The 25470-nt window shown below is 70.2% G+C and carries 22 protein-coding genes and 1 riboswitch; of the genes, 9 read left to right on the top strand and 13 right to left on the bottom strand.

Annotation, left to right across the window (positions count from 1 at the left end; translation table 11 throughout):
- The first annotated feature begins 48 nt into the window (after nt 1–48).
- Nucleotides 49–639: a TetR/AcrR family transcriptional regulator gene (locus ACFOW8_RS05210; protein WP_378546197.1), complete on the top strand. Its 591-nt coding sequence runs from the start codon at nt 49–51 to the stop codon at nt 637–639.
- A 290-nt stretch (nt 640–929) separates the two neighbouring features.
- On the opposite strand, the gene hpt is transcribed toward ACFOW8_RS05210, so the two are convergent.
- From hpt to dacB, 4 genes are all read right to left on the bottom strand, one after another.
- Entirely contained in the window at nt 930–1481 is a 552-nt protein-coding gene (gene hpt / locus ACFOW8_RS05205) for a hypoxanthine phosphoribosyltransferase (protein WP_110041409.1), read from the bottom strand.
- 49 nt (nt 1482–1530) lie between these two features.
- Nucleotides 1531–2643, bottom strand: a complete 1113-nt coding sequence (tilS, locus tag ACFOW8_RS05200; RefSeq protein WP_378546192.1) for a tRNA lysidine(34) synthetase TilS — start codon at nt 2641–2643, stop codon at nt 1531–1533.
- 199 nt (nt 2644–2842) lie between these two features.
- A complete protein-coding gene (locus tag ACFOW8_RS05195) occupies nt 2843–3901 on the bottom strand; it encodes a zinc-dependent metalloprotease (RefSeq protein WP_378546189.1) in 1059 nt (352 codons plus the stop codon).
- Nucleotides 3902–3913: 12 nt separating this feature from the next.
- A complete protein-coding gene (gene dacB, locus ACFOW8_RS05190) occupies nt 3914–5362 on the bottom strand; it encodes a D-alanyl-D-alanine carboxypeptidase/D-alanyl-D-alanine endopeptidase (RefSeq protein ID WP_378546186.1) in 1449 nt (482 codons plus the stop codon).
- Nucleotides 5363–5525: 163 nt separating this feature from the next.
- Here dacB and ACFOW8_RS05185 point away from each other — a divergent pair, with 163 nt between their 5' ends.
- Nucleotides 5526–6014, top strand: coding sequence for an inorganic diphosphatase (locus ACFOW8_RS05185; protein ID WP_189029611.1), 489 nt, complete (start codon nt 5526–5528; stop codon nt 6012–6014).
- A 205-nt stretch (nt 6015–6219) separates the two neighbouring features.
- Here the strand turns inward: ACFOW8_RS05185 and ACFOW8_RS05180 are convergent, their stop codons facing one another.
- The 5 genes from ACFOW8_RS05180 to ACFOW8_RS05160 form a co-directional block, all read right to left on the bottom strand.
- A complete protein-coding gene (locus ACFOW8_RS05180; protein WP_378546183.1) occupies nt 6220–9192 on the bottom strand; it encodes an AfsR/SARP family transcriptional regulator in 2973 nt (990 codons plus the stop codon).
- A 123-nt stretch (nt 9193–9315) separates the two neighbouring features.
- Nucleotides 9316–9543, bottom strand: coding sequence for a hypothetical protein (locus ACFOW8_RS05175; protein ID WP_378546180.1), 228 nt, complete (start codon nt 9541–9543; stop codon nt 9316–9318).
- Between the two features lie 171 nt (nt 9544–9714).
- Nucleotides 9715–11481, bottom strand: coding sequence for an MDR family MFS transporter (locus tag ACFOW8_RS05170; RefSeq protein ID WP_378546177.1), 1767 nt, complete (start codon nt 11479–11481; stop codon nt 9715–9717).
- Entirely contained in the window at nt 11478–11975 is a 498-nt protein-coding gene (locus ACFOW8_RS05165; RefSeq protein ID WP_378546174.1) for a MarR family winged helix-turn-helix transcriptional regulator, read from the bottom strand. Before ACFOW8_RS05165 ends, ACFOW8_RS05170 begins: the two co-directional genes overlap by 4 nt.
- Before the next feature lie 89 nt (nt 11976–12064).
- Entirely contained in the window at nt 12065–12886 is an 822-nt protein-coding gene (locus ACFOW8_RS05160) for a crotonase/enoyl-CoA hydratase family protein (protein ID WP_378546172.1), read from the bottom strand.
- A gap of 107 nt (nt 12887–12993) precedes the next feature.
- On the opposite strand from ACFOW8_RS05160, the gene ACFOW8_RS05155 reads away from it, so the two are divergent.
- Nucleotides 12994–13470: a YbaK/EbsC family protein gene (locus ACFOW8_RS05155; RefSeq protein WP_378546169.1), complete on the top strand. Its 477-nt coding sequence runs from the start codon at nt 12994–12996 to the stop codon at nt 13468–13470.
- Between the two features lie 299 nt (nt 13471–13769).
- Nucleotides 13770–14237: a flavin reductase family protein gene (locus tag ACFOW8_RS05150; RefSeq protein ID WP_378548493.1), complete on the top strand. Its 468-nt coding sequence runs from the start codon at nt 13770–13772 to the stop codon at nt 14235–14237.
- A gap of 197 nt (nt 14238–14434) precedes the next feature.
- Here ACFOW8_RS05150 and ACFOW8_RS05145 read toward each other — a convergent pair whose 3' ends face one another.
- On the bottom strand, nt 14435–14968 hold the full coding sequence (locus ACFOW8_RS05145) for an excalibur calcium-binding domain-containing protein (RefSeq protein ID WP_378546166.1): 534 nt from the start codon (nt 14966–14968) through the stop codon (nt 14435–14437).
- 113 nt (nt 14969–15081) lie between these two features.
- Nucleotides 15082–16398: an aminotransferase class V-fold PLP-dependent enzyme gene (locus ACFOW8_RS05140; protein ID WP_378546163.1), complete on the bottom strand. Its 1317-nt coding sequence runs from the start codon at nt 16396–16398 to the stop codon at nt 15082–15084.
- 44 nt (nt 16399–16442) lie between these two features.
- Nucleotides 16443–16557: riboswitch (SAM riboswitch) on the bottom strand.
- Nucleotides 16558–16810: 253 nt separating this feature from the next.
- Here ACFOW8_RS05140 and ACFOW8_RS05135 point away from each other — a divergent pair.
- The 3 genes from ACFOW8_RS05135 (at nt 16811) to ACFOW8_RS05125 (ending at nt 22650) form a co-directional block, all read left to right on the top strand.
- On the top strand, nt 16811–17236 hold the full coding sequence (locus ACFOW8_RS05135; RefSeq protein ID WP_378546160.1) for a MarR family winged helix-turn-helix transcriptional regulator: 426 nt from the start codon (nt 16811–16813) through the stop codon (nt 17234–17236).
- Nucleotides 17237–17392: 156 nt separating this feature from the next.
- Nucleotides 17393–21316 (top strand): Pls/PosA family non-ribosomal peptide synthetase, encoded by a 3924-nt coding sequence (locus ACFOW8_RS05130; protein ID WP_378548490.1) that lies wholly within the window; start codon nt 17393–17395, stop codon nt 21314–21316.
- Nucleotides 21316–22650 carry a M1 family metallopeptidase gene (locus tag ACFOW8_RS05125; RefSeq protein ID WP_378546157.1) on the top strand — a complete coding sequence of 445 codons (1335 nt, stop codon included), beginning with the start codon at nt 21316–21318 and terminating at the stop codon, nt 22648–22650. Before ACFOW8_RS05130 ends, ACFOW8_RS05125 begins: the two co-directional genes overlap by 1 nt.
- Nucleotides 22651–22654: 4 nt before the next feature.
- On the opposite strand, the gene ACFOW8_RS05120 is transcribed toward ACFOW8_RS05125, so the two are convergent.
- Entirely contained in the window at nt 22655–22840 is a 186-nt protein-coding gene (locus ACFOW8_RS05120) for a hypothetical protein (RefSeq protein WP_378546154.1), read from the bottom strand.
- A 38-nt stretch (nt 22841–22878) separates the two neighbouring features.
- Nucleotides 22879–23331: a DUF2752 domain-containing protein gene (locus ACFOW8_RS05115; RefSeq protein ID WP_378546151.1), complete on the bottom strand. Its 453-nt coding sequence runs from the start codon at nt 23329–23331 to the stop codon at nt 22879–22881.
- A 194-nt stretch (nt 23332–23525) separates the two neighbouring features.
- On the opposite strand from ACFOW8_RS05115, the gene ACFOW8_RS05110 reads away from it, so the two are divergent.
- Together ACFOW8_RS05110 and ACFOW8_RS05105 are read left to right on the top strand one after the other, a co-directional pair.
- Nucleotides 23526–24578 carry an alpha/beta fold hydrolase gene (locus tag ACFOW8_RS05110; RefSeq protein WP_378546148.1) on the top strand — a complete coding sequence of 351 codons (1053 nt, stop codon included), beginning with the start codon at nt 23526–23528 and terminating at the stop codon, nt 24576–24578.
- A gap of 186 nt (nt 24579–24764) precedes the next feature.
- On the top strand, nt 24765–25460 hold the full coding sequence (locus ACFOW8_RS05105; RefSeq protein WP_378546145.1) for an LmeA family phospholipid-binding protein: 696 nt from the start codon (nt 24765–24767) through the stop codon (nt 25458–25460).
- Nucleotides 25461–25470: the final 10 nt, after the last annotated feature.

Raw genomic sequence — 25470 nt, 5'->3', positions numbered from 1 at the left:
CTGTCAAGACGTAACGTCTCGTCTTGTTTTCGGGTTAGACTCGGGCGCATGGCACGCACACCGGACAGCACCCGCCGCAGCGAGCGATCCCGATCCGCGATCCTGACCGCGACCAGGGAACTCGTCGGCGAGACCGCCTACGCGAAGCTGACCATCGAGGCCATCGCGGCCCGCGCCGGCGTCGGCAAACAGACCATCTACCGGTGGTGGCCGTCCAAAGGCGCGGTGGTCTTCGACGCGCTGCTCGCCCCGAGCGCGAGCCCAGAGGACGGCCTCATCGAACTCCCCGACACCGGCGATATCGCCGCCGACCTGAAAACGGTGCTGCGCGCGACCGTCGCCGAGTTCGCCGACCCCGCCTTCAGCGCGCCCATCCGCGCCGTCCTCACCGAGGTCATCAACGATCCCGACCTCGCCGCGCTCTACCGGGAGAAACTGAACGCCCCGATCCACGCGGCCAAGGTGCGCCGGTTGGCGAGCGCACAACTCGCGGGCCAACTGCGCGCCGACGCCGACCTCGACCTGATGGTCGACCTGCTCTACGGCCCCATCACCCAGCGCTGGCTCCCCGGCGCCGGCCCGCTCGACGAAGCGTTCGCCGACGCCCTCGTCGACACGGTCTTACGCGCCTTCACCTGAACCCCGCCCGACCAAGATCATCAGGCGATCCCGCAGACCTCCACCCGGCAAACACCTGCACCATCTCCTGGTGATCACCCGTCCAGCACTCGACGTATACCCCGAGTCCGCAAGCTCACCACCCAACCCAGCCCCGACGACCCGACCCCGAGGAGGGGCGCCGACGAAGTCGGCGGTCGCGGCCCGTCCCGTCGATCAGGCGCCGTTGCGCAAGCGACGAAGAAGCAAGAAACGGCGCCTGATCGACGGGACCAAGGGGGCCGCGACTCGAGCGCGCCAGCGCTCCGATGTTACGAGTAGACCTTGGGGTCCAGGGTGCCGATGTAGGGCAGGTCGCGGTAGCGCTCGGCGTAGTCGAGGCCGTAGCCGACAACGAACTCGTTGGGGATGTCGAAGCCCACGTGCGCTACCTCCACCGGGGTGCGCAGCGCGTCGGGCTTGCGCAGCAGGGTGACCACTTCCAGTGAGGCCGGGTTGCGGGTGGCCAGGTTGCGCAGCAGCCACGACAGGGTGAGGCCGGAGTCGATGATGTCCTCGACGATCAGCACATTGCGGCCCGCGATGTCCTTGTCCAGGTCCTTCATGATGCGCACGACACCGGAGGACGAGGTGGACGAGCCGTAGGACGAGACCGCCATGAACTCGAGCTGAGTGGGGATCGGCAAGGCCCTGGCGAAGTCGGTCATGAAGAAGATCGCGCCCTTGAGGACGCCGATCAGCAGGAGGTCGCCCTCGGGCGCATCCGGCGGGTACCGCTTGGCGACCAGTTCGGCCAGTTCCTCGATCTTGGCCTTGATCTGGTCTTCGGTGATCAGCACCGAAGCGATGTCGTCTCCGTACACGGAAGTGGTTTTCCCTTCGTGGTGTTCGATCCCGACCGGGCCCGATCCATTATGTGGCATCGTTTCGCGGCTGCGCGCGTACCGTCAGCGTGCCATGCTCGCGCGCGACGACCAACCTGTGGTCCCTGCTTCCGCCCGCCACCGCGACTCCGCCCCGCCCGCGCCATTCGCTCACCAACTCGTCGATCGCCTGTAAATGCGCGTTCAGCAGGCGGCCGACGCCCTGGGCGGTCAGCCAGGCGCGGATCGCGCGGCGGCGTAGCGCCGGGTCGGCAGTGGCCAGGATCTCGATCGAGAGTGCCGGTCGATCGCTGTTGTGGCGGCCACCATCGCCTTCGGTCGGCTGCCCCGCCCGAGGTCCGACCGGCAGTTCGGCATCGCCGGTGGCGCGTCCAGGTTCCGGCGCTGGGCCCGCATCCGATTGCGGAAGCGTCGCCGCGCGGAGCAAATCGGCGGTGAGCCGGTCGAGGACCGCACCGTCATCGCGCAACTGCTCGGCCGTGCGCGCCAGCGCCTTGGCGACCCCGCCCCCGAGCACGTCCTCGAGCAGCGGCAACACCTCGGTCCGCAGCCGAACCCTGGTGTAGGCGGGGTCCACATTGTGTGGGTCGTCCCATGGCTCGATCCCGAGGTCGGCGCACATCTGCCTGGTCTCGGCCCGCCGCACCCCGAGCAATGGCCGCCCCCACGGCGCGTTCCACGCCGCCATTCCCTGAATCGAACGGCCACCCGACCCGCGCGCCAAACCGAGTAGCACGGTTTCGGCCTGGTCGTCGAGGGTGTGCCCGAGCAGCACTGGCCGGTCACCGCGCACCGACTCCAGTGCCGCGTAGCGCGCCGCCCGCGCCGCGGCCTCCGGCCCGCCCTCGCGTCCGACCTCGACCGACATCACCAACGCCGACGCACACCCGAGCGCCCGAGCCTGCGCGGCCGCCCGCTCGGCCACCTCCGCCGACCCGTCCTGCAACTGGTGATCGACGACAACGACCCACACCTCACCCACCTCGACCACGGCCGCGGCGACCAGCGCCAGCGAATCCGCCCCACCGGAAAGCCCGACGACGACGGGCATCGGCCCACCATGCGCATCGACCCAGTCCCGCACGGCCCGCCGCACGGCCAGCACGGCCCCGGTCTCCGGCAGCCGCACCGGTGGCGTCATCGACCGGCCGAATCGCCGTTGACCGGGCTGGGATACGCGCCGTACAGCGCCGGGTCTAGCACAGTAGGCATCTCGTCATCGTAGTTGGCGCTCTGTCCGTCTCGAAGTCCGCCGGGCTCCGCGCTGCGCCGCCACAAATCGCGCCGCCTGTCCTGATTTCGACCGATCGGCGCGATTGTGCACGCGCAGCGCGGATCGTTCAGCCGAGAACTCGTCCGACCCAGCGGTCCGGGTGATCCACCTCGTCGAGTCGCGGCAGGGTGTCCGCGTCGGTCCACACCGTGTTGAACTCGGCGACCCCCACCCGGTCGACGACCGCGTCGACGAACTTCTTACCGCGCACGTACTGCGCCACCTTCGCGTCGACGCCGAGCAGGGCGCGCAGCAGGCGCTGGACGGGGTTTGTCGGCTTCTTCCTGCGCTTGTCGAAGGCGGCGCGGATATCGGCGACGGTGGGCACCACCGCGGGGCCGACGGCGTCCATCACGTGGTCGGCGTGGCCCTCGAGCAGGGTGCCGAGCATCAGCAGCCGGTCCAGCGCCTCGCGCTGCGGCGGCGCCTGAGCCGCGCGCAGCAGGCCGACGACGCCACGGCTGTTGGGGTCGTCGGCGGTTTCGCCGTTGCGCCGTGCCTTGACCTCGCCGACCAGCCTGCCGAGCAGCTCGCTCATCGGCTCCTCGCCGACCTCGCTGAGGATGTCGACATTGGTGCGCATGTAGTCGGCCAGCCACGGCGCCGAGGAGAACTGCACCCGGTGGGTCACCTCGTGCAGGCACACCCACAGCCGGAAGTCCGACGGGTCTACGCCGAGCGCCCGTTCGACGTGCAGGATGTTCGGGGCCACCAGCAGCAGGGTGCCGTCGTCGCCGGTGAACGGGTCGTACTGGCCGAGGATCGCCGTGGACAGGAACGCCAGCATGGTGCCCGCCTGCACACCGGCGGGTTTGCCGACGAGCTTGCCGGTCGGCGTGGTCTCGGTGCCGGTGAGCACGGCCATAGAGTCGGCGGCGGCGGCGATCCAGCCCGGCCGGTCGACGATCCTGGCCGCGGGCACCGGCCGGTCGTCGAGCAGCCCGCTGACCTCACGGACCGGCCCTTCGGCCCGCACCGAGGCCTCGGCCAGCTCGGCGACGACGCCTTCGGCGGTCTGCCGCGAGGTACGCGGCCCGGCGGGCGCGAGGACCGCACCGGTGCGTGCGGCGAGCCGCCAATCCACCGCGCCGCTGAATCCCGAGCTCTTCCCGTTGTTGTCGCTCACCGTTACCCGCTCTCAGTTGCACCCGCAGTCGCGCAGGGCGCCCGCCACCGCGTCGAGGGCGGGCCTGCTGACCTCCGGCAGCCGGTCGTTGGACATGAGCGCGAAGGTCAGTACCCGTCCGTCACGGTCGAGCACATATCCCACCAACGCGCTCGCGACGCTCAGAGTTCCGGTCTTGGCCCGCACCCAGCCCGCGCCCGCCCGGTTCTGGGTGACGAAACGTGGCGCCAGCGTGCCGGTTCCACCGGCGACCGGCAGGTCGTCCAGCAGTGGTGCCAGCGCGGCGGCGCGCGGATCGTGCTCCGGCCGCGCCTGTGTGCCCGCGGGGACGACGGCATCGTCGCCGGTGGGCTCGGCCGCGGTCGCCACGATCGCGTCGAGCAGGCGCGGCGGCACCCGGTCGTCGACGGAGAGCCCGCTGTTGTCGGCAAGGTGCAGGCCGGTGACATCGAACCCGGCGCTGGTCAGCGCGGCGGCGGTGGCGGCGGTGGCACCGGCGAAGGAGGCCTCGTGCCCGGTGGCGGCGGCCAGTTCCCGCCCGATGGTCTCGGCGAGCACATTGTCGGAGTGGATCATCATGTCGTGCAGGCGGACTCGCAGCGGTGCCGATTCCACCTTCGCGATCTCGGCGCCGGTGCGGTCGGCCGCGCCGACCCGTACCGCGTTCGGGTCGACACCGAGCGCCACGGCCAGCGCCCGTCCGGTGTCGAGAGCGGGGGTGTGCGTACGCGGCGAGTAGTCGGCCGACGGGTCGAAGCGACCGCCGTCGAGCATGATCGGTTCGATCGGGGTGATCGAACCCTCCGGGATGTCGATCGGGTCCCAGCCTGCGGCGAGCGCGGGGCCGGTGTAGGCGGTGGTGTCGACGACGATCGAGGTCACCTGCCGGCCGGACGCCGCGATCTGGGCCGCGAGGTCGGCGATGCGTGGCCCGTCGGTGTAGTAGCCGCCGTCGGTGGTGTTGGTCAGGGTGGGGTCGCCCGCGGCGACGAGCACCAGTTCTCCCGGTGCGCCTGCGATGACCCTGGTGGTAACGCGCTGATCATCGGGCAGGGTGAGCAGGGCGGCGGCGGTGAGCATGACCTTGGCCGTCGACGACGGGATCATCGCCTTGGCCGGATCCTGGCTCCAGAGCACCGTGCCGCTGACGGGATCGGTCACCTGACCGGCGAACGCGCCGAGATCGGGGCTGCCGACCACCGGGGCGAGCGCGGCGGCGATCCCGGCGACCGTCGGCGCGGGCGCGGCCGAGTCGGCCGGTGTCACGGCGGCGGGCACGCGATCGATGGCGGGCGGCGGCGCGACGGTGAGTCCGCCGTGCCGGAACTCCGGGGTCCACGGCCGCGCGATCGCGGCGAAACCGCCCGCGATCAGCAGCAATGCCACCACGACCGCGGACAGCCAGATCCAGCGGCCCCCGCCGGAGCGTGGTCCCGAATTCTGCTCGTTTCGACCGATCACGCTCGTCGCTCTCCCTCAACACCGTCCGGCACCGCTCGACCGCGCGCCTCGCACCGCCTGCCGCACCGGTGTACCAGCCCACCACACTATCCTCGTTGCGCAACGGTTCCCCAGAACGATCTGGCGATTCGGCTACGACAAGCACTCGAAGCAAGGAGATGGCGTGGAGTTCGACGTCACCATCGAGATCCCCAAGGGCTCTCGGAACAAGTACGAGGTCGATCACGAGAGCGGCCGGGTCAAGCTCGACCGGTACCTGTACACCTCCATGGGCTACCCGGCCGACTACGGCTTCATCGAGAACACCCTCGGCGAGGACGGCGATCCGCTGGACGCGCTGGTGCTACTGCCGGAGTCGGTGTTCCCCGGTGTCATCGTCGAGGCGCGTCCGGTCGGCGTGTACCGGATGACCGACGAGGCGGGCGGCGACGACAAGGTGCTGTGTGTGCCCGCGGGCGATCCGCGCTGGGATCACATCCAGGACCTGGCCGATGTCTCGGAGTTCGAGCTGTCGGCGATCAAGCACTTCTTCGAGCGGTACAAGGATCTGGAGCCGGGCAAGTTCGTCCAGGGTTCGGAGTGGCTGGACCGGGCCGAGGCCGAGAAGATCATCGACGAGTCCTTCGCGCGGCTGAAGGAATCCGGCCACTGAGCCGATCGCCAGACGAGGAACGGGAAGTCCGTGGCCCTTCGGGGCTTCGGACTTCCCGTTCTCGTGTACCCGGTCCGGGCCGCCGACCCCCCGGCGACGACACCGCTCGCGCTGGGCGATTACCGCGGTACGTACCGTAATCTATCGCGTGAACAGCATTGTTCGCGAGCTACTCGCATCGCTGGCGACCAGGGCGATGATGCCGCTATGACGCGGCGATGACGCGCAGCCGCGACCGCAGCGCCGCCCGTTGCGCGTGCAGGACCGTGGTGATCGGCGCCTCGAGGTCGACGGCGAACCGCTCGCGGGCCAGGTGCGGGTCCGGCATCGACGCGAAGGCCTCGGCCGCGGTGTCGAAGGACTCCTGCGCCTCCCCCGGTTTGTCGACGGCCTGTTTCACCATGCCGCGCAACACCAGCACCCTGGCCCGGCTCAGTGGCCCGACCACCCGGGTGAGCACCTCGATCGCCTCGTCGACCACGGGTTCGGCCTCCGCGGCCCGGCCCGCCATCAGCAGCACCTGGGTCAGCCGGGACAGTGCCCAGCCCAGCCGCAGTTCGATCCCGCCAGCCCTGGCCGCGACCACCGCGTCGGCGCACAGGCGCACCCCTTCGGCGGTCTCGCCCTGGAAGACCAGGGTCACGCCGAGTTCGTGCATCGCCATCACCTCGAGCGAGCGGTTCCCGAGTTCGACCGCCATCGCCCTGGCCGCGACCGCGCGTGCCCTGGCCGCCGGATAGTCCCCCGCGTCCGAGAGCGTCTTCACCTCGTGCACCAGACAGGCGCATTCGACCGCGCGGTCGCCGATGCGGCGGGCGAGCCGGATCGCCCTGGCCGAATGCGCGAGCGGCGCCGCCGTCTCGGTTCCGCAGCGGGTGGAGATCGCCAGCAGTTGCGCCGCGAAGGCGGTGAGCCTGGCGTCGCTGATGGTGCCGCGGTCCAGCGACAGCGCGATGCGCTGGTGGTCACGCCCCTGGCGCAGCGCGCCGAGCGAGCACGCGAGCAGGACACCGAGCGCCACCCGCACCCGGCACTCCACCGAACGGTCCCCGGCCCGCAGGGCGGCGTCGAGCAGTTCCTCCAGCGCTCGCGCCACTTCGATGCAGTTGGCACCGCCGTCGACGAGTTCCGCGGTGGCCCAGGCGATATCGGCGGCCGGTGCCAGTACCGGTCCCCCGGTCTGCGCGCACTGGCGATACAGCGAGACCAGGTTGTAGCGCTGGCCGGCCAGCCAGGCCTGGGCCTGGGGTTCGTCGGCGAACCGCATTCCCGGCGCGGTGGTCGCGCGCAGATTCTCGGGCAGCTTCGTGCCCGGATTACACACCGCGACAGTGTTTTTCAGCGTTGCCAGGTAGAAGTCGAGCAGCCGGCGCAGCGCGGTGAGCGGCGGGTCGGCCTGGCCGGTGGAAGGCAGTTCCCTGGCGAACAAACGCAGCAGGTCGTGATAGGTGTAGCGGCCGGGTGCCGTGGATTCGAGCAGGTTCAGATCCACCAGGTCCTCGCACACCTGCTCGGCGTCGGCCGCGTCGATGCCGAGAACGGCGGCCGCGCCCTGCGTGCACAATTCCGCCACCTCGGGCACGGCGAGCATGCGGAAGGCGCGCGCGTGCCCGGCGTCGAGCTGGTCGTAGCTGATCCGGAAGGCCAGTTCCACCGCGAGGTCGCCGGTGCGCAGCACGCTGAGCCGCTGTTGCGCATCGCGGAGTCGCTCGGCGATGGCGTGCACCGTCCAGGCCGGGCGCGCGGCCAGCCGGGCACCGACGATCCGCACGGCCAGCGGCAGACCACCGCAGGCGCGCAGCACCGCGGCGGCGGCTTCGGGTTCGGCGGCGATGCGGCGGCGGCCCGCGATACCGGCCAGCAGCCGATGTGCCTCGGCGTCGGTGAGCACGTCGAGCCGGACCGCGGTGGTGCCCGGCAGCTCGGGCAGCGCCGACCGGCTGGTGACCAGCACCGCCGACCCCGGTGTGCCGGGAATCAGCGGGGCGATCTGGTCCACCGCGCGGGCGTTGTCCAGCACGACGAGTACGCGTTTGCCGTCGAGCCTGCTGCGGAACTGGGCGGCCCGTTCCGCGCCGCCCGCGGCCAGCTCGCCCTCGAGTACCCCGAGTGCCCGCAGGAAGTCGCCGAGGGTGTCGGCCGCGTCCGCCCCTGACGCGCCGTCGGCGGCGAAGCCGTGCAGGTCCACATGCAACTGTCCGTCGGGGAAGTGCTCGCGCACCCGGTGCGCGACGTGGACGGCCAGCGCGCTCTTGCCGATCCCGCCCATGCCGCCGATGGTGCAGACCGCGACACCTGGCCCGTCGGCGGTGAGCCGGTCGACCAGCAGGTCGACCACCTCGGCCCGGCCGGTGAAATCCACAACGTCGGCGGGCAGCTGCGCCACCCGCGGTGTGGCACGCGGAGCAGGCGCCGCGTCCGGTGCGGACACTTCGCCCGCCAGGATCCGGCGGTGCAGGTCGGCCAGCTCGGGGCCGGGTTCGAGGCCGAGTTCCTCGACCAGGGCGCGGCGGGTCTCGGCGTAGACGCCGAGAGCTTCGGCCTGCCGACCGGACTGATACAGCGCGGTCATCAGCAGCCCGCGCGGCCGTTCCCGCAGCGGCTGTTCCGCGCACAGGGGGCCGAGCTGGGCGATGGCCTCGCTGTAGTGGCCACGACGCAGATCCAGTTCGGCGCGCTGTTCGAGCAGCACGAGGCGCCGGTCGGCGAGGTGGGCGCGCTGGCGTTCGGCGAACGGACCGGGCAGCCCGGCCAGCGGGGTGCCGGTCCAGTAGCGCAGGGCCGCGTCGACGGTCTCGCTCGCGACGTCCGCGCCGGTGTCATGGCCGGTGTGCAGGGCGACCATCAGGTCGTCTACCTGTTCGATGTCGACGCAGCCGGCAGGCACCCGCAGCGCGTAGCCGCCCCCGAGGGAGACGAGCACCGTGGGCGGTGTGCCCGCCGCGCGGTCGGGTTCGAGGACGCGGCGCAGGTGCAGGATGTGGTTGCGCAGCGCGCCCGTGGCGCTGGCGGGCGGATTCTCGCCCCAGACGTCGGCGACGAGTTCGTCCACGGTCGCCGAGCGTCCGGTCCGCAACAGGAGTGCGGCCAGGAGCGCGCGTTGCTGCCGCGAGCCGAGGTCGAGCTCGGTCGCCTCGCGCCAGGCGCGGACCTCACCGAGCACGGCGAATTTCAGCATGCGGACAAATCTCTCTGGCGGGGGACTTCAGACCGACAATCTAGCCAATTGACCAGACATCGGCGCCACCGATTACGGGAATGGGCACCCGGCGCCAGGTCGGGTGCCCATTTCGGCCGGATGCTAATACCAGATGTAGAGATCCCAGCCGTCCCAGTTCTCCACACACTCCCAGTAATAGCCGCCGGTGTAGGGCGATTCGCCGTCGGCGCGGCATGCCGCCAGCGTCGCATAGGTGCCGTAGTACGTGCCCGCCGGAGCTGCGGACGCGGTGCCTGCGGCGACCGTCGACACCCCGGCGACGGTCGCCAGGGCAAGCAGTCCGGCGGCGATAGTGTTCTTGATGCGCATTTCGGGTACTCCTTTGCGTTCGTTTATCGCGGTGCCGTGAACGCTAAGGACTTGATATCGCCGAAACAGCCACCCCTAGGGGGAATTTCACCCCACCTCGGCGTTGCCTCCTGCCCACCCTGGTCGGCGGTCGGCGGACCTCGCCACCCACCGTCGACCGCACTCGGGGGCTCACGCGGGCGGCGATCCCGGCCCGCTCGCGCGACCCGCCGCGCCCGGTTCGGTGGGCGCGCTCGACTGCGCGGTCGTCTCCACCAGCGCACCGACACCCTCTGCCGCCTTCGCGTCCCCTGCCGCCTGGATACCGCCCTGCTGTCGCAGCGGTACTTCCTTCCAGAACAGCACGAGGACCAGGGCGAGCAGAGCGACCGCGGTCGCGGCGAGGAACACCGTCGACATGGATTCGGCGAAGCCCACCTGGAACGGCTCGGCCAGTTCCGGGTCGAGCTGCTGGATGATCGAGCTGTCCTCGAGGACGGTGCCCGCCGCCGAGGTGTCGCCCGCGAGCAAGCCCTTCGCCAGCGCGGCGTCGGCCGGATTGGTGCTCTGTGCGCCGGTGACGACGGCCTGCTGATAGGCCGGATCGGTCGCGGCCCGTTCCATCTGCTCGGTGATGTTCGGGGTGAGCAGCGAGAACAGGATCGACAGGAAGACCGCGGCGCCGAGGGTGCCGCCGATCTGCCGGAAGAAGGTGGCCGACGCGGTGGACACGCCCATGTCCTTGGGCGGCAACGCGTTCTGCAACGCCAGGGTGAGCGGCTGCATCAGATTGCCGAGACCGAAACCGGTGAGCGCCATGAACAGCATGGCCAGCCAGAGCGGGCTGTCGGCGTCGAGCAGGTGCAGCAGGAACAGTCCGACGGTCAGCGAGGCGGCGCCGATCACCGGGAAGATCCGGTAGCGCCCGGTCTTGGAGATCAGCCGACCGGACAGGATCGAGCCGAGCATCAGCCCGAGCACCAGCGGCAGCATCTGCAACCCCGCCTGTGTGGGGCCTGCCCCACGCACGACCTGCAGATACTGCGGCAGCAGCAGCATGCCGCCGAACATGGCAGCGCCGACGACGAACGAGATCACCACACCGAGCGCGAACGTGCGATTGGCGAAGATCCGCAACGGGATCAGCGCCGCGTCACCCATGAACCGCTCCACGGCGACGAAGCCGGCGAGCCCGAGCGCGCCGATCACGTAGCAGAGCACAGAACCGGTACTGCCCCAGCCCCATTCACGTCCCTGTTCGGCGATGACCAGCAGCGGTACCAGTCCGATCGCGAGCACGACCGCGCCGACGACATCGATGCGATAGGTGGCGCGCGGTCGGCGCGGCAGCTTCAGCACCTTGGTCACCACGGCCAGCGCGAGCAGGCCGAGCGGCACATTCACCAGGAACACCCAGCGCCAGCCGGTGATCCCGAGAATGGTGTCCTGTCCGGCGAGCAGGCCGCCAAGCACTGGTCCGAGCACGCTCGAAATACCGAAGACCGCAAGGAAATAGCCCTGATAGCGGGCCCGTTCCCGAGGGCTGACGATGTCGCCCAAAATGGCGAGCGCCAATGACATCAGGCCGCCCGCGCCGAGCCCCTGGAACGCGCGGAAGGCGGCCAGTTGATACATCGAGGTCGCCAGCGTGCACAGCAGCGAGCCGATGATGAACAACCCGATGGCGGTGAGGAAGAACGGCTTGCGGCCGAACATGTCCGAGAGTTTGCCGTAGAGCGGGGTACTGATCGTCGCGGTGATCAGATAGGCCGTCGTCGCCCAGGCCTGCATCGAATAGCCATGCAGGTCATCGGCGATGGTGCGGATAGAGGTCGACACGATCGTCTGATCGAGCGAGGCCAGCAGCATGCCGAGCATGAGGCCGGACAGGATGGTCAGGATCTGGCGGTGGGTGAAGCCTGCGGGCGAGTCCGTCACCGGGGCCACGGTGGTGGTCACGAATGGTTCTCCGTCGCGGTCGAGCTCAGTGCCGGCGCGCGGGTGAGCAGAGTGGGGCGGGCCGCGTCGTAGTCGTCGACGAAGCGGGTGAGCAGGGTGGCGAACGTCGCGCGGTCGGCACTGGACCAGTCGTCGGTGATGAGGGCGACCGATTCCCTGCGCTTGGTCCTGATCCGGTCGGCGGCTTCCCGGCCCGCCTCGGTGACCTCGAGCACGGTGGCGCGGCCGTCGTCGGGGTCGGCCACGCGCCGGACCAGCTCGCGGTCGACCAGTTGCGCGACCTGCCTGCTCACGGTCGAGGCGTCCGAGTGCACGGCCTCGGCGAGCGCGCCCGAGCGCATCGGCCCGTCGCAGACCAGCCGGAACAGTACGACGAAGCCCGCCGGATCAATGCCGGAGCGGTCCTTGACCTGGGCCATCGCCCGATCCCGCAGCCGGTGCAGCCGGACGAGCTGTACCGCGATCGCATCGATCGCGGGCTCGTTCTCGATCAATCACTTCACCTTTACTTGCATCAATCAATTAGTTGTGTAATGCAAGTATGTAGGCGGAACGGTCGCCGGGGCAACCGTTTGAACGGGCTTTACTCGCCCTTGAACTCCGGGGCACGCTTCTGGAACACCGCCGTGATGGCCTCGGTGAGATCCTTCGACGGCAGGAACGCCGCGTTCCACGTCGAGACGTAACGCAGGCCGTCGGCCACCGCGGGCGCGGTGCGGTGCTCGAGCACGTCCTTGATGCCCTGCACCACCAGCGGCGGGTTGTCGGCGATCTCGCGAGCCATCGCGTGCGCGGCGGCGACCACCGCGTCCTGATCGTCGAACACCTCGTTGACCAGGCCGATCCGCTCGGCGCGCGCCGCGTCGATGTCCTTGGCGGTGAAGGCCAGCTCGCGCAGGTTGCCCTCGCCGATGATGCCGGGCAGGCGCTGCAGCGAGCCGATGTCGGCGACGATCGCGACCTTCGCCTCGCGCAGGCTGAACTTGGCGTCCGCGCTGGCCAGGCGGATATCGGCGGCCGCGATCAGGTCGAGGCCGCCGCCGATGCACCAGCCGGAGACTGCCGCGATCACCGGCTTGGTGCACTCGGCGACCGCGGTCACCGAATCCTGCATACCGCGAACCACCTTGAGGAACTCGGTGCGCGGCGCCGCCTTGGCGTCGTCGGCGAGCACCGGCGCGAGCATGCCGCCCATGGCCGCCAGGTCGAGCCCGAAGGAGAAATGCTTGCCCGCGCCGGTGAGTACGACCGCCCGCACCTGCGCGTCGGCGTCGAGCTCGCGGAAGATCTCCGGCAGCTCGCGCCAGAAATCGGGTCCCATCGCGTTGCCCTTACCCGGCCCGGTCAGCGTGACCTGGGCGACGTGGTCGGCGATCTCGACGGTAAAAGCCTGCCAATCAGTCATGCGACGAGTCTATTGGCGCTGGGCCAGCTGCGTACGTTCCCCCTACCCGCGCGGCCAAAATTCCACTCCCCCGGCATCTTTCCCGCAATCCACCTACCCTGGATTTCATGCGCAGGTCGTCTCTACCGGCGGTCGCATGCCGCGTCGCCGACACGCTCATCGCCCGCGGGCATCACGGCGTCATCGTCTCGCCCGAGACACCCGCGTCCACCGCGGCCGATGCCGCCCGAGCCATGGGCGCCCACCCGACGGCCATCACCACCTCCCAGGTCTTCCTGCTCGACGACGATCCGGTGCTGCTACTGGTCGCCGACCATCACACCGTCGACCTGGTGCGCACCGGCAAACGCCTGGAAGGCACCCTGCGCCCCGCCCCCGCCGACCTGGCCGAGCGGGTCACCGGCCAGCCCATCCACGGCACCGCCCCCGTCGGCCACCCGACCAACCTGCCCACCTGGGTCGACACCGCCCTCTCCGAACACCCCGAGGTCTGGGCCGCGGGCGGCCACCCGAACACGGTGTTCCGCACCAACTTCCGCGAACTCGTCCGCATCACCGCGGGTTTACCGATCCAGGTCGATTGATCGCCCGACACCCTCGACCGCACGCCCGAAGGCAGGGCCGATACAGCTTCACCAAGACTCTTGTTCTGCCCCGCATTGACGCGTGCCCGCGCCATGGCGAGCACGCGCGGGTCGATGTCCAGTGTCGTGCGCATGATTCCATGCGTAACGCATCACGCATCAACTGCGGCGGTGAGGCGGTGCAGCGCTTCAGCACCACAGCGTAGGTTGGCGGGGTGGGCGATGTTCAACCTTCCGAGACCGGCTTCGTGATTCCCGACGATCTGAGCGGGATCACCGCCGAGCAGTATCGTGCCTCGATGCGGCACTATCCGGCCGGGGTCACGGTGGTCACCATCGGGGCCGAGAGCGGGCCCGTCGGCTTCACCGCCACCTCGTTCGCCTCGCTTTCGCTGGAACCGCCGCTGGTGTCGTTCAATATCGCCCACACCTCGTCGAGCATCGACGCCCTGCGCACCGCGGGCTCGGTGGTGATCCACTTCCTCGGCGAACACCAGCACCACCTGGCCCACCGCTTCTCCCGTACCGCCGCCGACCGGTTCACCGACCGATCTTTGTGGACCACCCTCGACACCGGCGAACCCGTCCTGCACGGCACCCCCATCTGGCTGCGCACCACCCTGCACCAGCTCATCGACATCGGCGACCACACCCTCGCCGTCGGCCTGGTCACCCGCGTCCACGACGAAACCCAGGAATCCCCGTCGGCCGCCCCGCTGCTCTACTACAACGGCAGATACCACCGCCCCACCGCCCTCGACACCTGAACGGACCGAATGCCTGAGCGAGCGCCCGGACACGACGTCACAGCAGGTTGATCCCGCCGATTCGATGCGGTCGATGGACACGACCGAATTCGTCCTCGCCACCCACGGCGGCGAACGGTTGCTCCAATCGGTGCGAGACGCGCGAGAGGGCCGGTTCGAAGCGCACGGGCTGCTCGATCCCGACGCCTGAGGCCTACCTACTCGCAGGCGACACCGTCGTTGTCGCGGTCGAGCCCGGACCGATAGCCGGGATCACCCCGGTAGAGCGGGGCGACCCCAGCCGCTCGTGCGGCCGCGCAGCTCCGGTAGTAGGCGCTCGGCGCGACAGGCGCTTCCGGTTCGGGGACGGCCGCGACGCCTGGCGCTCGAGGCGGCGGCACCGAAGCGGCCGGACCGGGAACGATAACCGGCGGTGTGACCTGGGCGGTGGTTGTCGGCGCGGCGGTGGTCACCGGCGGCTCGACGGTTGTGGTCGGCACGATCGTCGCGATGCCGGGCGCCACGGCCGAAGTAGCCGCGGAAGTGCTGACAGGAGTCGGCGACTCGGTGGTCTGCGCGGTCGATGTGACCGCGGCCGCGGGCGACGATCCGTCGTCGGCGAGATTGCCGATCGCAGCCAGCCCTAGGAATCCGGCGACGCCGACTCCGGCGATCAACGGCCAGCGACGCTTCTTGTCCTGTGGCCTGGGCGGACGGGCCCACGGATCGGGCGGCTGAATCGGTCGAGTCACTGAATCCCCTCGGGTTCGAGCGTTCCTTGGGCCGTTCATCGGGACCTGCCGAGGGGCTGTTACCCATTGCTCATGGCCGACGCGGCCGGTGGGTGGCCGCGTCGGCGAACGGCTCAGCCGAGGAGGCAGGGGGCCGCGCCCGCGCGGGAGTCGGGGGTGAGGGGGCGGGTTTCCGGGACCGGGTTCCAGTGGCCGTCGGTGGCGGCGTAGGTCCAGGTGGGGCCGTGGTCGACGAGGGTGGCGATGGCGGTGACGAGGCGATCCACGTCGGCGACGGTGGTGCCGAGACCGATGCTGGCGCGCAGGGCGGCGTCGAGGCCGAGGCGCGACAACAGGGGGTGGGCGCAGAAGCGGCCGTCGCGGACGCCGATGGCGTGTTCGGCGGAAAGGTAGGCGGCCACCTGGCCGGGGGCGTACCCGGCGACGGTGAAGCAGACGATGCCGACCGTGTCCGGGCTGTCGGACCAGATGCGGACCAGGTCGACGCCGGGGACGGCCGCGAGACCGTCGCGCAGCCGGTCGGCCAGGAAACGTTCGTGCGCGACGAGTTCGGTGGCGTCGATGGCGGCGAGCGCGTCGCAGGCGGCGGCGATGGCGGCGGCGCCGAGCACGTTCGGCGAGCCCGCCTCGTGTCGCTGCGGTGCCGCGGCCCAGTCCACCCGCGCGGTCCCGACTTCGCGCACAGCGCCACCGCCGGCCAGATACGGCTCGGCCGCGTCGAGCCAGTCCCGCCTGCCGACCAGCACCCCGGCCCCGAACGGCGCGTACAGCTTGTGCCCGGAGAACGCCAGGTAGTCGATGCCGCTCTCGCGCAGCGAGATCCGGCGATGCGGCGCCAGCTGGGCCGCGTCGACCAGGATCCGCGCACCGCACTGGTGGGCGATGGTGGCCAACCGCGCCAGCGGCAGCACCTCCCCGGTGACGTTGGACGCACCGGTCACCGCGAGCAAAGCCGTTGGCTTACTGCATAGTTCGCCGATCACCGCGCGAATCGTCTCCTCGACGGTGCCGGCGGCCCGCACCACCCTGCGCCCGCGCGCGGTCCACGGCAGGAAGTTCGCGTGGTGCTCGATATCGAGCACCACCGTCTCCCCCGGCACGCACCCGGCCAGCAGGTTCAGCGCGTCGGTGGTGTTGCGGGTGAACACGACCACCTGGTCGTCGCCCGCGTCGAGGAACCGGGCGACGGCGCCGCGCGAGGCCTCATAGCACTCGGTGGAGATCCGCGAGGCATAGCCCGCGCCGCGATGCACGCTCGCGTAGTAGGGCAGCAGTTGCGAAATACGGTCGGTGACCTGCGTCAACGCGGGTGCGCTCGCCGCGAGGTCGAAGTTGGCGTAACCACTGGAACCGCCCTGCACGAGCGGAACGAGCAGGTCGGCGCCGGACACGGTGGCCAGGGCGCAGGTGGGGTCGATTACTGCGGTCATCACGAAATCCCGTCGGCTCATGGACTCGATTCCGAAAAACAGCGAGTCCGCGCTTGCCGCGCCCACTGCGGACGGCGGCCAGGTCGTCACCCGGAGCACCCCACCGCGGAGGAGGGTTGCCGACCAGCTAGCCGGGGCTTGACGCTGGTACTCGTGACCTGCCGACGAGAGTGGCAGACGAGCGGCGACGCTGTCAACCACCCGACCGGCGCGCCGGATCGGCGCCGACGCACCGATATCTGCCGAGCGGCCGAAATCCGTGCGCGCGCAACACCATCAGCCCGGCGCGCCGATCCGAGACGTCGCTTGCCCGCAGGTTGCCCCTGATCAGCATATGTTTCAACGATCGAGCTACCCCACCGTGGACGACCCAAATGATTGAGTTCCCCCACTATTTGTTAGAGTGGCCGCCATGTCCACGAACCCGAACTCCGCGCGCGGCCTGCCGCGCTACCCGGTGTACGCGCTCGGACGGCTCACCAAGGCACTGCACGCCGAGATCGACGCCCCACTGCGCGATCACTGGGTGCTCACCTTCATCGCCGAGAACGCCGATCTCACCCAGAAGAAGGTCGGGGACGCGCTCGGTATCGACCGCAGCGAAGTGGTTCGGCTGATCGACGCGCTGGAACGCGCCGGCCTGGTCGAACGCACGCGCGACGGCAAGGATCGCCGCAAATACCGGCTGCGGATCACCGATGCCGGGCGCAAACAATGCAAGCGCACCGACCGTTTGATCAGCGAGGCCACCGCGCGGGTGCTCGACCGCCTCGACGCCGACGAACAGCGCCAGCTGCACCGGCTCACCCTCACCGCACTCGGTGAACCACCCGCGTGAACACCGCCGGGCGGCACGCCCGCGCTGCCGTCCGGCCGCGCAACTCCCGAGTACCGTTGGCATCCGGTGACCATCCCGTTTGCCCTCCGGTAACCCAACCGTGAAAAAACTGACGAGACCGATGGGGGTCGACCGATGAGAGGTGGACTGAGCACGATGCTCGAGCCACGCACTGAGGACCCGGCGAGCCGGTTACGCAACCCGCTGCTGCGCGCCGACCTGGCCGCGCCTGCGCGCACCCTGGTCGACATCCTGACCAGCACCGCCCTCGCCCACCCCGACGCGCCCGCCATCGACGACGGCACGGTCGTGCTCACCTACCTGGAGCTGATCACCGCGATCGAGGCCAGGATGACCGAGCTGACCGCAGCGGGCGTTCGCCCCGGCGACCGGGTCGGCGTGCGGATGCCCTCCGGCAGCGCCGCGCTGTACGTGACGATCCTGGCCGTCCTCTACTGCGGCGCCGCCTATGTGCCCGTCGACGCCGACGACCCGGCCGAACGCGCCCGATTGGTCTTCGGCGAGGCCAGGGTGAGCGCGCTGGCCACCGCCGACGGGATCGAGTCGGCGACCGCCGCCGCGGGCCGCTCGCCCGCCTCGGACTGGAACACCCTGCCCACCCCCGCCGACGACGCCTGGATCATCTTCACCTCCGGCTCGACCGGCACCCCGAAGGGTGTCGCCGTCACCCACCGCAACGCGGCGGCCTTCGTCGACGCCGAAGCCGGGCTGTTCCTGCAGGGTGCCCCGATCGGCCCCGGCGACCGCGTGCTCGCCGGACTCTCGGTGGCCTTCGACGCCTCCTGCGAGGAGATGTGGCTGGCCTGGCGCCACGGCGCCTGTCTGGTGCCCGCCCCGCGCGACCTGGTGCGCACCGGCGCCGACCTCGGCCCATGGCTGATGCGCCGCGAGATCAGCATCGTCTCCACCGTGCCGACGCTGGCCGCGACCTGGCCCGCCGAGGCGCTGGAATCGGTGCGGCTGCTGATCTTCGGCGGCGAGGCGGTGCCACCCGAACTGGCCGAGCGGCTGGCCGGTGGCGACCGCGAGGTCTGGAACACCTACGGCCCCACCGAGGCGACCGTGGTGGCGTGTGCCGCGCTGCTCGACGGCACCATGCCGATCCGCATCGGTCTGCCGCTGGACGGCTGGGATCTGACCGTGGTCGACCCGCAGGGCAATCCGGTACCGGAAGGGGAGACCGGCGAACTCGTCATCGGTGGCGTCGGCCTCGCCCGCTACCTCGATCCGGCCAAGGACTCCGAGAAGTACGCTCCGCTGCCCTCCCTCGGCTGGGAGCGCGCCTACCGCAGCGGCGATCTGGTGCGCAACGATCGCGACGGCCTGATCTTCCTCGGCCGCGCCGACGACCAGATCAAGATCGGCGGCAGGCGCATCGAACTCGGCGAGATCGACAACGCCCTCCAGCACCTGCCCGGAGTGAGCGGCGCGGCCGCCGCGATCAGGACGACCAAGGCGGGCAACAAGATCCTGGTCGGCTACCTGACCGGCGCCGGACCCGACTTCGATGTGAAGAAGGCGAGACAGATCCTGGCCGAACAGCTGCCCGCCCCGCTGGTGCCGCGCCTGGCCGTCGTCCCCGATCTGCCCACCCGCACCTCGGGCAAGGTCGACCGCAATGCCCTGCCGTGGCCGCTGCCGAGCACCGACGAGCAGGCCGAGTCCGGGCTCGGTGGCACCGCGGCCTGGGTGGCCGGGCTGTGGGACGCCATTCTCGGCGCCGAGGCGACCGACCTGAACGCCGACTTCTTCGACCTCGGTGGCGGTTCGCTGTCGGCGGCGCAGCTGGTCGGCGCGCTGCGCGAGCGGTATCCGCACGTCACGGTCGCCGATCTGTACGACCACCCGCGGCTCGGTTCGCTGGTGGAACTGCTCGACGGCAGCGCGCCGGTGGCCGCCGTCGACGCGCGTGTCGTCACGCCGACGCCGCTGCGCGCGCAGCTCATCCAGATATTGGCCACCATTCCGCTCACCACCCTCACCGGCCTGCAGTGGGTGACCTGGCTGGCCGTGGTGTCGGCCATCGCCGGCTGGTCCGGCTCACTGCCGTGGCTGCCCCGGCTGTCCTGGTGGTGGATCGCGCTGGCCTTCGTACTGTTCATCTCGCCGCTGGGCCGGATGACGCTGTGCGTCGCCGGTTCGCGCGTACTGCTCGCCGGGCTGCGCCCCGGCAGCTACCCGCGCGGTTCGCTGGTCCACCTGCGGCTGTGGGCGGCGGTGCGCCTTTCGGAGGCCAGCGGCGCCGAAAGCCTTTCCGGCGCACCGCTGATGGTGCCGTTCGCCCGCGCGCTCGGCGCCAAGATCGGCAAGGGGGTCGACCTGCACACCCTGCCACCGGTGACCGGCATGCTCGAACTCGGCGACGGTGCCAGCGTCGAACCCGAAGTCGACCTGTCCGGCTACTGGGTCGACGGCGATGTCGTGCACATCGGCGGTATCACCATCGGCGACGGCGCGGTGATCGGCGCCCGCTCGATCCTGCTGCCCGGCACCAAGATCGGCAAGAAAGCCGAGATCGCGCCCGGCTCTGCCGTGTCCGGCAAGGTGAAGGCCGAACAGGAATGGGCCGGGTCGCCCGCGACCAAGGCGGGCAAGGCCAGCCACCGCTGGCCCGACCACACCCCGGATCGCGCCAGGCACTGGCTGATCGTGTTCGGCCTTTCCTCGATGGCGCTGGCCGCGATGCCGGTGCTCGGGCTCGCCGTCGGCGGCACCTTCATCGCGTGGTGGGTCCGCGAGCAGACCTCCATCGGCGCCGCCGCGTTGCGCGGCTTCGCCATCCTGCCGGTGGCCACCCTGCTCAGCCTCGGCGTGTACGCCATCGCCACGGTGATCGCGGTCCGGCTGCTCGGCATCGGCCTGCGTGAGGGCTACCACCCGGTGCGCAGCCGCACCGGCTGGCAGGTGTGGGCCACCGAACGGCTGCTCGATTCCGCGCGCACCTTCCTGTTCCCGCTCTACGCCAGCCTGCTGACCCCGCTGTGGCTGCGGCTGCTCGGCGCGAGGATCGGCAAGAACGTCGAGGCCTCGACGGTGCTGCTGCTGCCCAAGTTCACCGTGGTCGCCGACGGCGCCTTCCTCGCCGACGACACCATGATCGCCAGCTATGAACTCGGCGGCGGCTGGCTGCGGATCGGCGAGGCCAAGGTCGGCAAGCGCGCCTTCCTCGGCAATTCCGGGATGACCGCGCCCGGCCGCCGGGTACCGAAGAACGGCCTGGTCGCGGTGCTCTCGGCCGCGCCGACCAAGGCCAAGGCAGGCTCGTCCTGGCTGGGCAGCCCGCCGGTGCGGCTGCGCCGCGCCACCGAAACCACCGATACTTCGCGCACTTTCGATCCGCCGGTGCGGCTCAAGCTGGCACGGGCGTTCGTGGAGACCTGCCGGTTGATCCCGGTGATGGTGACCTTCGCCATCGGTCTCGGCGTGTTGTTCACGCTGGCGCTGATCGCCCAGCACAGTGACTATCTGGTCGCCGCGCTGCTGTCGGGCCCGGTGCTGATGGCGGCGGGCGCGGTGGCCGGTGCCGTCGCGGTGGCCGCGAAGTGGTTGCTGGTCGGCCGGATTCGCGCCGTGGAGCATCCGCTGTGGAGTTCGTTCGTGTGGCGCAACGAGGTCTCCGACGCGTTCGTCGAGACCGTCGCCGCGCCGTGGTTCGCCCGCGCCGCCACGGGTACTCCGGTGATGAACCTGTGGCTTCGCGGACTCGGCGCCAAGATCGGCCGTGGGGTATGGTGCGAGTCCTACTGGCTACCGGAGGCAGACCTGGTGACACTCGGTGACGGCGCGACCGTGGAACGCGGCTGTGTGGTGCAGACCCATCTGTTCCACGACCGCATCATGTCCATGGACTCGGTGACCCTGGACGCGGGCGCTACCCTCGGCCCGCACTGTGTGGCCCTGCCCGCCGCGCACATCGGCGCCGGCGCGACCATCGGCCCTGCGTCGCTGGTCATGCGTGGTGACGTGGTTCCCCCGTCGACCCGCTGGTGGGGCAACCCCATCGCACCGTGGACCGGCACCGTCTCGACGTCGGAGTCGAGGCAGCGCGGAGCCGCCTGATGCGGCGCAAGTTCTACGAAGAGCCCATCGACGACTACCTGCCCCAGAACGGCAACCGCGGCTACCGCGTCTCCCGCTACGAACTCGAACTCGGCTACAAGCCCGCCAGCAACCGGCTGGCGGGCCGGGCGGTGATCATCGCGGTCACCACCGCCGTGCGCACCTGGTTCTCGCTGGATCTGTCGCAGGCGCTGACGGTGTCGAAGGTGTTCGTCAACGGGTCCAAGGCCGCCAAGTTCAGCCACCAGCACGGCAAGCTGTCGGTGACCCCGCAGCAGAAGATCCCCGCGGGCGGGGTACTGGAGATCACCGTCCAGTACGCGGGCACGCCCAAGCCGGTGCGCGGGCCGTGGGGTGAGGTCGGCTGGGAGGAGCTCACCGAGGGCGCACTGGTGGCGAGTCAGCCCAACGGCGCCGCGTCCTGGTTCCCGTGTGACGACCACCCGAGTTCCAAAGCGTCCTATCGGATCTCGATCACCACCGACAGCCCGTTCTACGCGGTCGCCAACGGCACCCTGGTGCGCAAACAGGCCAAGGCCAGCCAGACCACCTGGGTGTACGAGCAGCCCGAACCGATGGCCAGCTACCTGGCGACCATCCAGATCGGCCACTACCGCAAGTACCGGATCGGCACGCCAGGCGAGCCGGTGCCCATGCAGGCCGTCGTCCCGCCGCGGCTGCGCGCGAACTTCGACCACGACTTCGCCCGACAGCCCGCCATGATGGCGTTGTTCACCGAGAAGTTCGGGCCGTACCCGTTCGAGAACTACACCGTGGTCGTCACCGACGACGAGCTCGACATCCCGATCGAGGCGCAGGGCATCTCGGTGTTCGGCGCCAATCACTGTGACGGCAAACGCGGTTCGGAACGGCTGGTCGCGCATGAGCTGGCACATCAGTGGTTCGGCAACAGCCTGACGCTGAAGCACTGGCGCGATATCTGGCTGCACGAGGGCTTCGCCTGCTACGCCGAATGGATCTGGTCGGAAGCCGCAGGCGGCCCGACCGCCGATCAGCTGGCCAGAGCCGCGCGCACCAACCTGGCGCGCCAGCCCCAGGACATCGTCGTCGGCGACCCTGGCCCGAAGGACATGTTCGACGACCGCGTCTACAAACGCGGCGCCCTCACCCTGCACGCGTTGCGGCTGGAGCTGCGCGACCACCTGTTCTTCGAGCTCATCCTGGAGTGGACCGCGCGCTACCGGCACGCCTCGGTGACCACCGAGGAATTCGTGGATCTGGCAGGCCATTACAGCGTGAGCCCGCTGCGCCCGCTGTTCGCGCTCTGGCTCGGCACCAAGCCGCTGCCGACGCTCCCGCCGCTGGGCGGGTAGCGCCTCAGAACACGAGGTAGCGCTGGGCCAGTTCCTCGACCAGCGGATCGTCGGAGGGCACCATCTCCAGCGCCTCCAGGTCGTCGGCCACCGAGATGCCGCGGCTGTCGTCGCGCTCGGGGTCTGGGCCGTCCTCGGCCAACTGGCGCAACAGCTTCTGGCGAACTCGATCCTTCAGTGAATCGCGCATACCTCCAGGTTGCCCGCTGACTCGCGCGGGCACCAGTATCAGACCGGGGTGAGCCAGGTTCCCCACGGCGTGTTGCGCAACACCGAGTACACGGCGAGCACGCCGAGGATCGACCACACCGTCACCGCGCTCAGGCCGGGTAGCCGCCAGCTCTGCCCGCGCCGCGCGCGCAGCACCCAGTCGACGATGAACACCGCGAACGCCAGCACGAGCGGCACCACCATGATGTTGCTGTGCAGCGAGTCCAGGACGCGACCGTCGGTGAGGTTGTGCATCGCCCGCATGCCGCCGCAGCCGGGGCAGTACACCCCGAACAGCTCATACACCGGGCACAGCCCGTAGGAACCCTCGACGTGCGGGTCGCGGAAGTGCAGCAGCGCCATGGTGCCGACCCCGAGTCCGGCGACGAGCAGTGGCGGCGCCAGCCTGCGCCAGGCCGGAAGGGCGGGTTCCGTGCTGATGTTCTCGGCCATGACGGGCGTGCTGTCCACGTTCCCCACGGTAGCGGCGGCGGTTCGGTGACACCAGCGCGATGCCTGTAATTTTCCGGCGCCCGCGGGCGATTTCCGGGTGTCGGCGCGTCGTGTGACCCAGATGACAACAAATGGGACACTGTGACCCGCTAACACTAGCAAGCACCCCAGCTCGCACTGTACGGTGGCCTACGACACAAAGGAGTGCCGACATGCTTGCGAAGTCGATGATGACGCTCGGTGGCCTGTCCGCCCAGTTCCGGGCCGGATTGCGGAGCCGCGGATACCAGACCGCGAAACTCAACGCCCCCGCCACCGCACCCACGGTCGTGCCGGTGACCACCACCGACGGTGCCGACCTCCGGGTCCACGTCTACGGGCCCGACACCGCCCCCACCCTCGTTCTCATCCACGGCTGGGCGTGCAGCATCGAATACTGGAACCCGCAGCTCAACGCCTTCACCGACGAGTACCGTGTGGTCGCCTACGACCAGCGCGGCCACGGCGAGTCGACCCTGGGCACCGCCGCGCCCAGCGAGCACACCCTCGCGAGCGATCTCGCCGCCGTCCTCGACGCGACGCTGCGTCCGGGCGAGCGGGCCGTGCTCGCCGGCCACAGCATGGGCGGCCTCACCATCCAGGCATGGGCCAAGCACCACCCCGAGCAGGTCACCGAGCGGGCTGCCGCGGTGCTGCTCGCCAACACCGCCAACGGCGAGATCCGCTGGGAAACCGACATGCTGCCGGTACTCAACAAGCAGCTCACCGTCGCCGATCACCCGGTGACCCTGATGGGCGCTCCGGTGCGGATGCCCCAGCCGGTCAGCGAATCGCTGCTGTTCGCGCCGCTGCCGATCCCCGGCGGCTGGTTCACCGAGCAGATGTTCCGCTACCGCATCCTCACCCCGGACGCCACCGCGGAGGAGATCGACTTCGCGATCGGCATCATCCGCTCCTGCCGTCCGCTGGCACGTGGCCGCCACGCCGCCGCCATGGCCGATATGGACCTGTCGGAAGGCACAGCCAATCTGACCGTCCCCACCACCGTGGTCGCCGGCGCCAAGGACCGGCTGCTCCCGCAGCGCATGTCCCGCCCGATCGTCGACATCCTGCGCCGCACCGGCCACCTGGCCGACGTGCATGTCCTGCCGCACGGCCACCTCGGCAATATCGAGGACACCGACGCCTTCGACGCGATCCTGCGTCGAGTGCTGCGGTCGGCCACCTACTCTCGGGCCACCCGCCGCAACGTCGCCGCCCGCTGACCCGAGCCGGTTCTCCCCGACCCGGTCAACGGCGATCGGCCGGGGAGCAACACGAGGAGATGGCCCCGACTCGAAGTCGGGGCCATCTCCTTTCTCATGCCCGGTACAGCGCGAGCGGCGCCGTGGGTCTCCGGCGTTCGCGGTCGATACCGAGCATGATGGTGGGATGGCCGAGGGAGGGAACGCATGCGCACCGCGCTGATACTGCTCGTCGTCGGGGCGATCGCACTGGTCGTCGGCGACCGGGTCGCGGTCACCCTGGTACAGAACGAGATCGGCAGGCAGGTCGCGGCCGAGTACGGCCTCCCACAGCGACCCGAGGTCACGATCATGGGCATCCCGTTCCTGACCAAGGCCGTAGCGGGCACCTACCCCGAAATCGACATCGCGGTCGGCGACTGGCACAGCGAAGACATCACCGTCCGCGACCTCGACGTGGCATTGACCGACGTCACCGCGGCCGTGTCGGACGCGCTCGGTGGCCGCGGCGAGAACCTGATCGCCGACACCGCGACCGCGACCGCCGTCGTCCCCTACGACGTGGTGCGCGGTTTCGCGCCGGCCGGCGTCGAATCGATCTCCCACAGCCCCGAGGGCCTGCGCGCGACCGGCACCTTCCCGGTCGCCGGAATCTCCGTCCCCGCAACGGTGTTCGTCACCGTCGCGCCGACGGAAGGCGGCATCGAAGTCACCCCGGTCTCGGTCCAGCCCGCGGCGGGCGGACCGACGATCCCCCTCGCCGTCCTGCGCCAGACCCTGACCTTCGTCGTCCCCCTACGCCAACTCCCCCTCGGCGCCCGCCTCACCGCCATCACCCCCACCACCGACGGCCTCCACGTCACCGCCGTCGCCAACCAGGTCCGCCTCTCCGACCTCCCCTGAGCACGCCGAC

The organism is Nocardia rhizosphaerae (genome assembly GCF_042650365.1).
GTDB classification, from domain to species: Bacteria; Actinomycetota; Actinomycetes; order Mycobacteriales; family Mycobacteriaceae; genus Nocardia; species Nocardia rhizosphaerae.
This window is presented reverse-complemented; position numbering and strand designations above follow the sequence as displayed.

What these genes read in the sequence shown, in the direction of transcription:
- ACFOW8_RS05210 (WP_378546197.1), top strand. Translation starts at nt 49, where the DNA reads ATGGCACGCACACCGGACAGCACCCGCCGCAGCGAGCGATCCCGATCC.
- ACFOW8_RS05120 (WP_378546154.1), bottom strand. Translation starts at nt 22,840, where the DNA reads ATGCGCGATTCACTGAAGGATCGAGTTCGCCAGAAGCTGTTGCGCCAG.
- ACFOW8_RS05135 (WP_378546160.1), top strand. Translation starts at nt 16,811, where the DNA reads ATGTCCACGAACCCGAACTCCGCGCGCGGCCTGCCGCGCTACCCGGTG.
- ACFOW8_RS05130 (WP_378548490.1), top strand. Translation starts at nt 17,393, where the DNA reads ATGCTCGAGCCACGCACTGAGGACCCGGCGAGCCGGTTACGCAACCCG.
- ACFOW8_RS05105 (WP_378546145.1), top strand. Translation starts at nt 24,765, where the DNA reads ATGCGCACCGCGCTGATACTGCTCGTCGTCGGGGCGATCGCACTGGTC.
- ACFOW8_RS05140 (WP_378546163.1), bottom strand. Translation starts at nt 16,398, where the DNA reads ATGACCGCAGTAATCGACCCCACCTGCGCCCTGGCCACCGTGTCCGGC.
- ACFOW8_RS05160 (WP_378546172.1), bottom strand. Translation starts at nt 12,886, where the DNA reads ATGACTGATTGGCAGGCTTTTACCGTCGAGATCGCCGACCACGTCGCC.
- ACFOW8_RS05125 (WP_378546157.1), top strand. Translation starts at nt 21,316, where the DNA reads ATGCGGCGCAAGTTCTACGAAGAGCCCATCGACGACTACCTGCCCCAG.
- ACFOW8_RS05180 (WP_378546183.1), bottom strand. Translation starts at nt 9,192, where the DNA reads ATGCTGAAATTCGCCGTGCTCGGTGAGGTCCGCGCCTGGCGCGAGGCG.
- ACFOW8_RS05155 (WP_378546169.1), top strand. Translation starts at nt 12,994, where the DNA reads ATGCGCAGGTCGTCTCTACCGGCGGTCGCATGCCGCGTCGCCGACACG.
- ACFOW8_RS05150 (WP_378548493.1), top strand. Translation starts at nt 13,770, where the DNA reads ATGCGGCACTATCCGGCCGGGGTCACGGTGGTCACCATCGGGGCCGAG.
- ACFOW8_RS05110 (WP_378546148.1), top strand. Translation starts at nt 23,526, where the DNA reads ATGCTTGCGAAGTCGATGATGACGCTCGGTGGCCTGTCCGCCCAGTTC.
- ACFOW8_RS05175 (WP_378546180.1), bottom strand. Translation starts at nt 9,543, where the DNA reads ATGCGCATCAAGAACACTATCGCCGCCGGACTGCTTGCCCTGGCGACC.
- tilS (WP_378546192.1), bottom strand. Translation starts at nt 2,643, where the DNA reads ATGACGCCACCGGTGCGGCTGCCGGAGACCGGGGCCGTGCTGGCCGTG.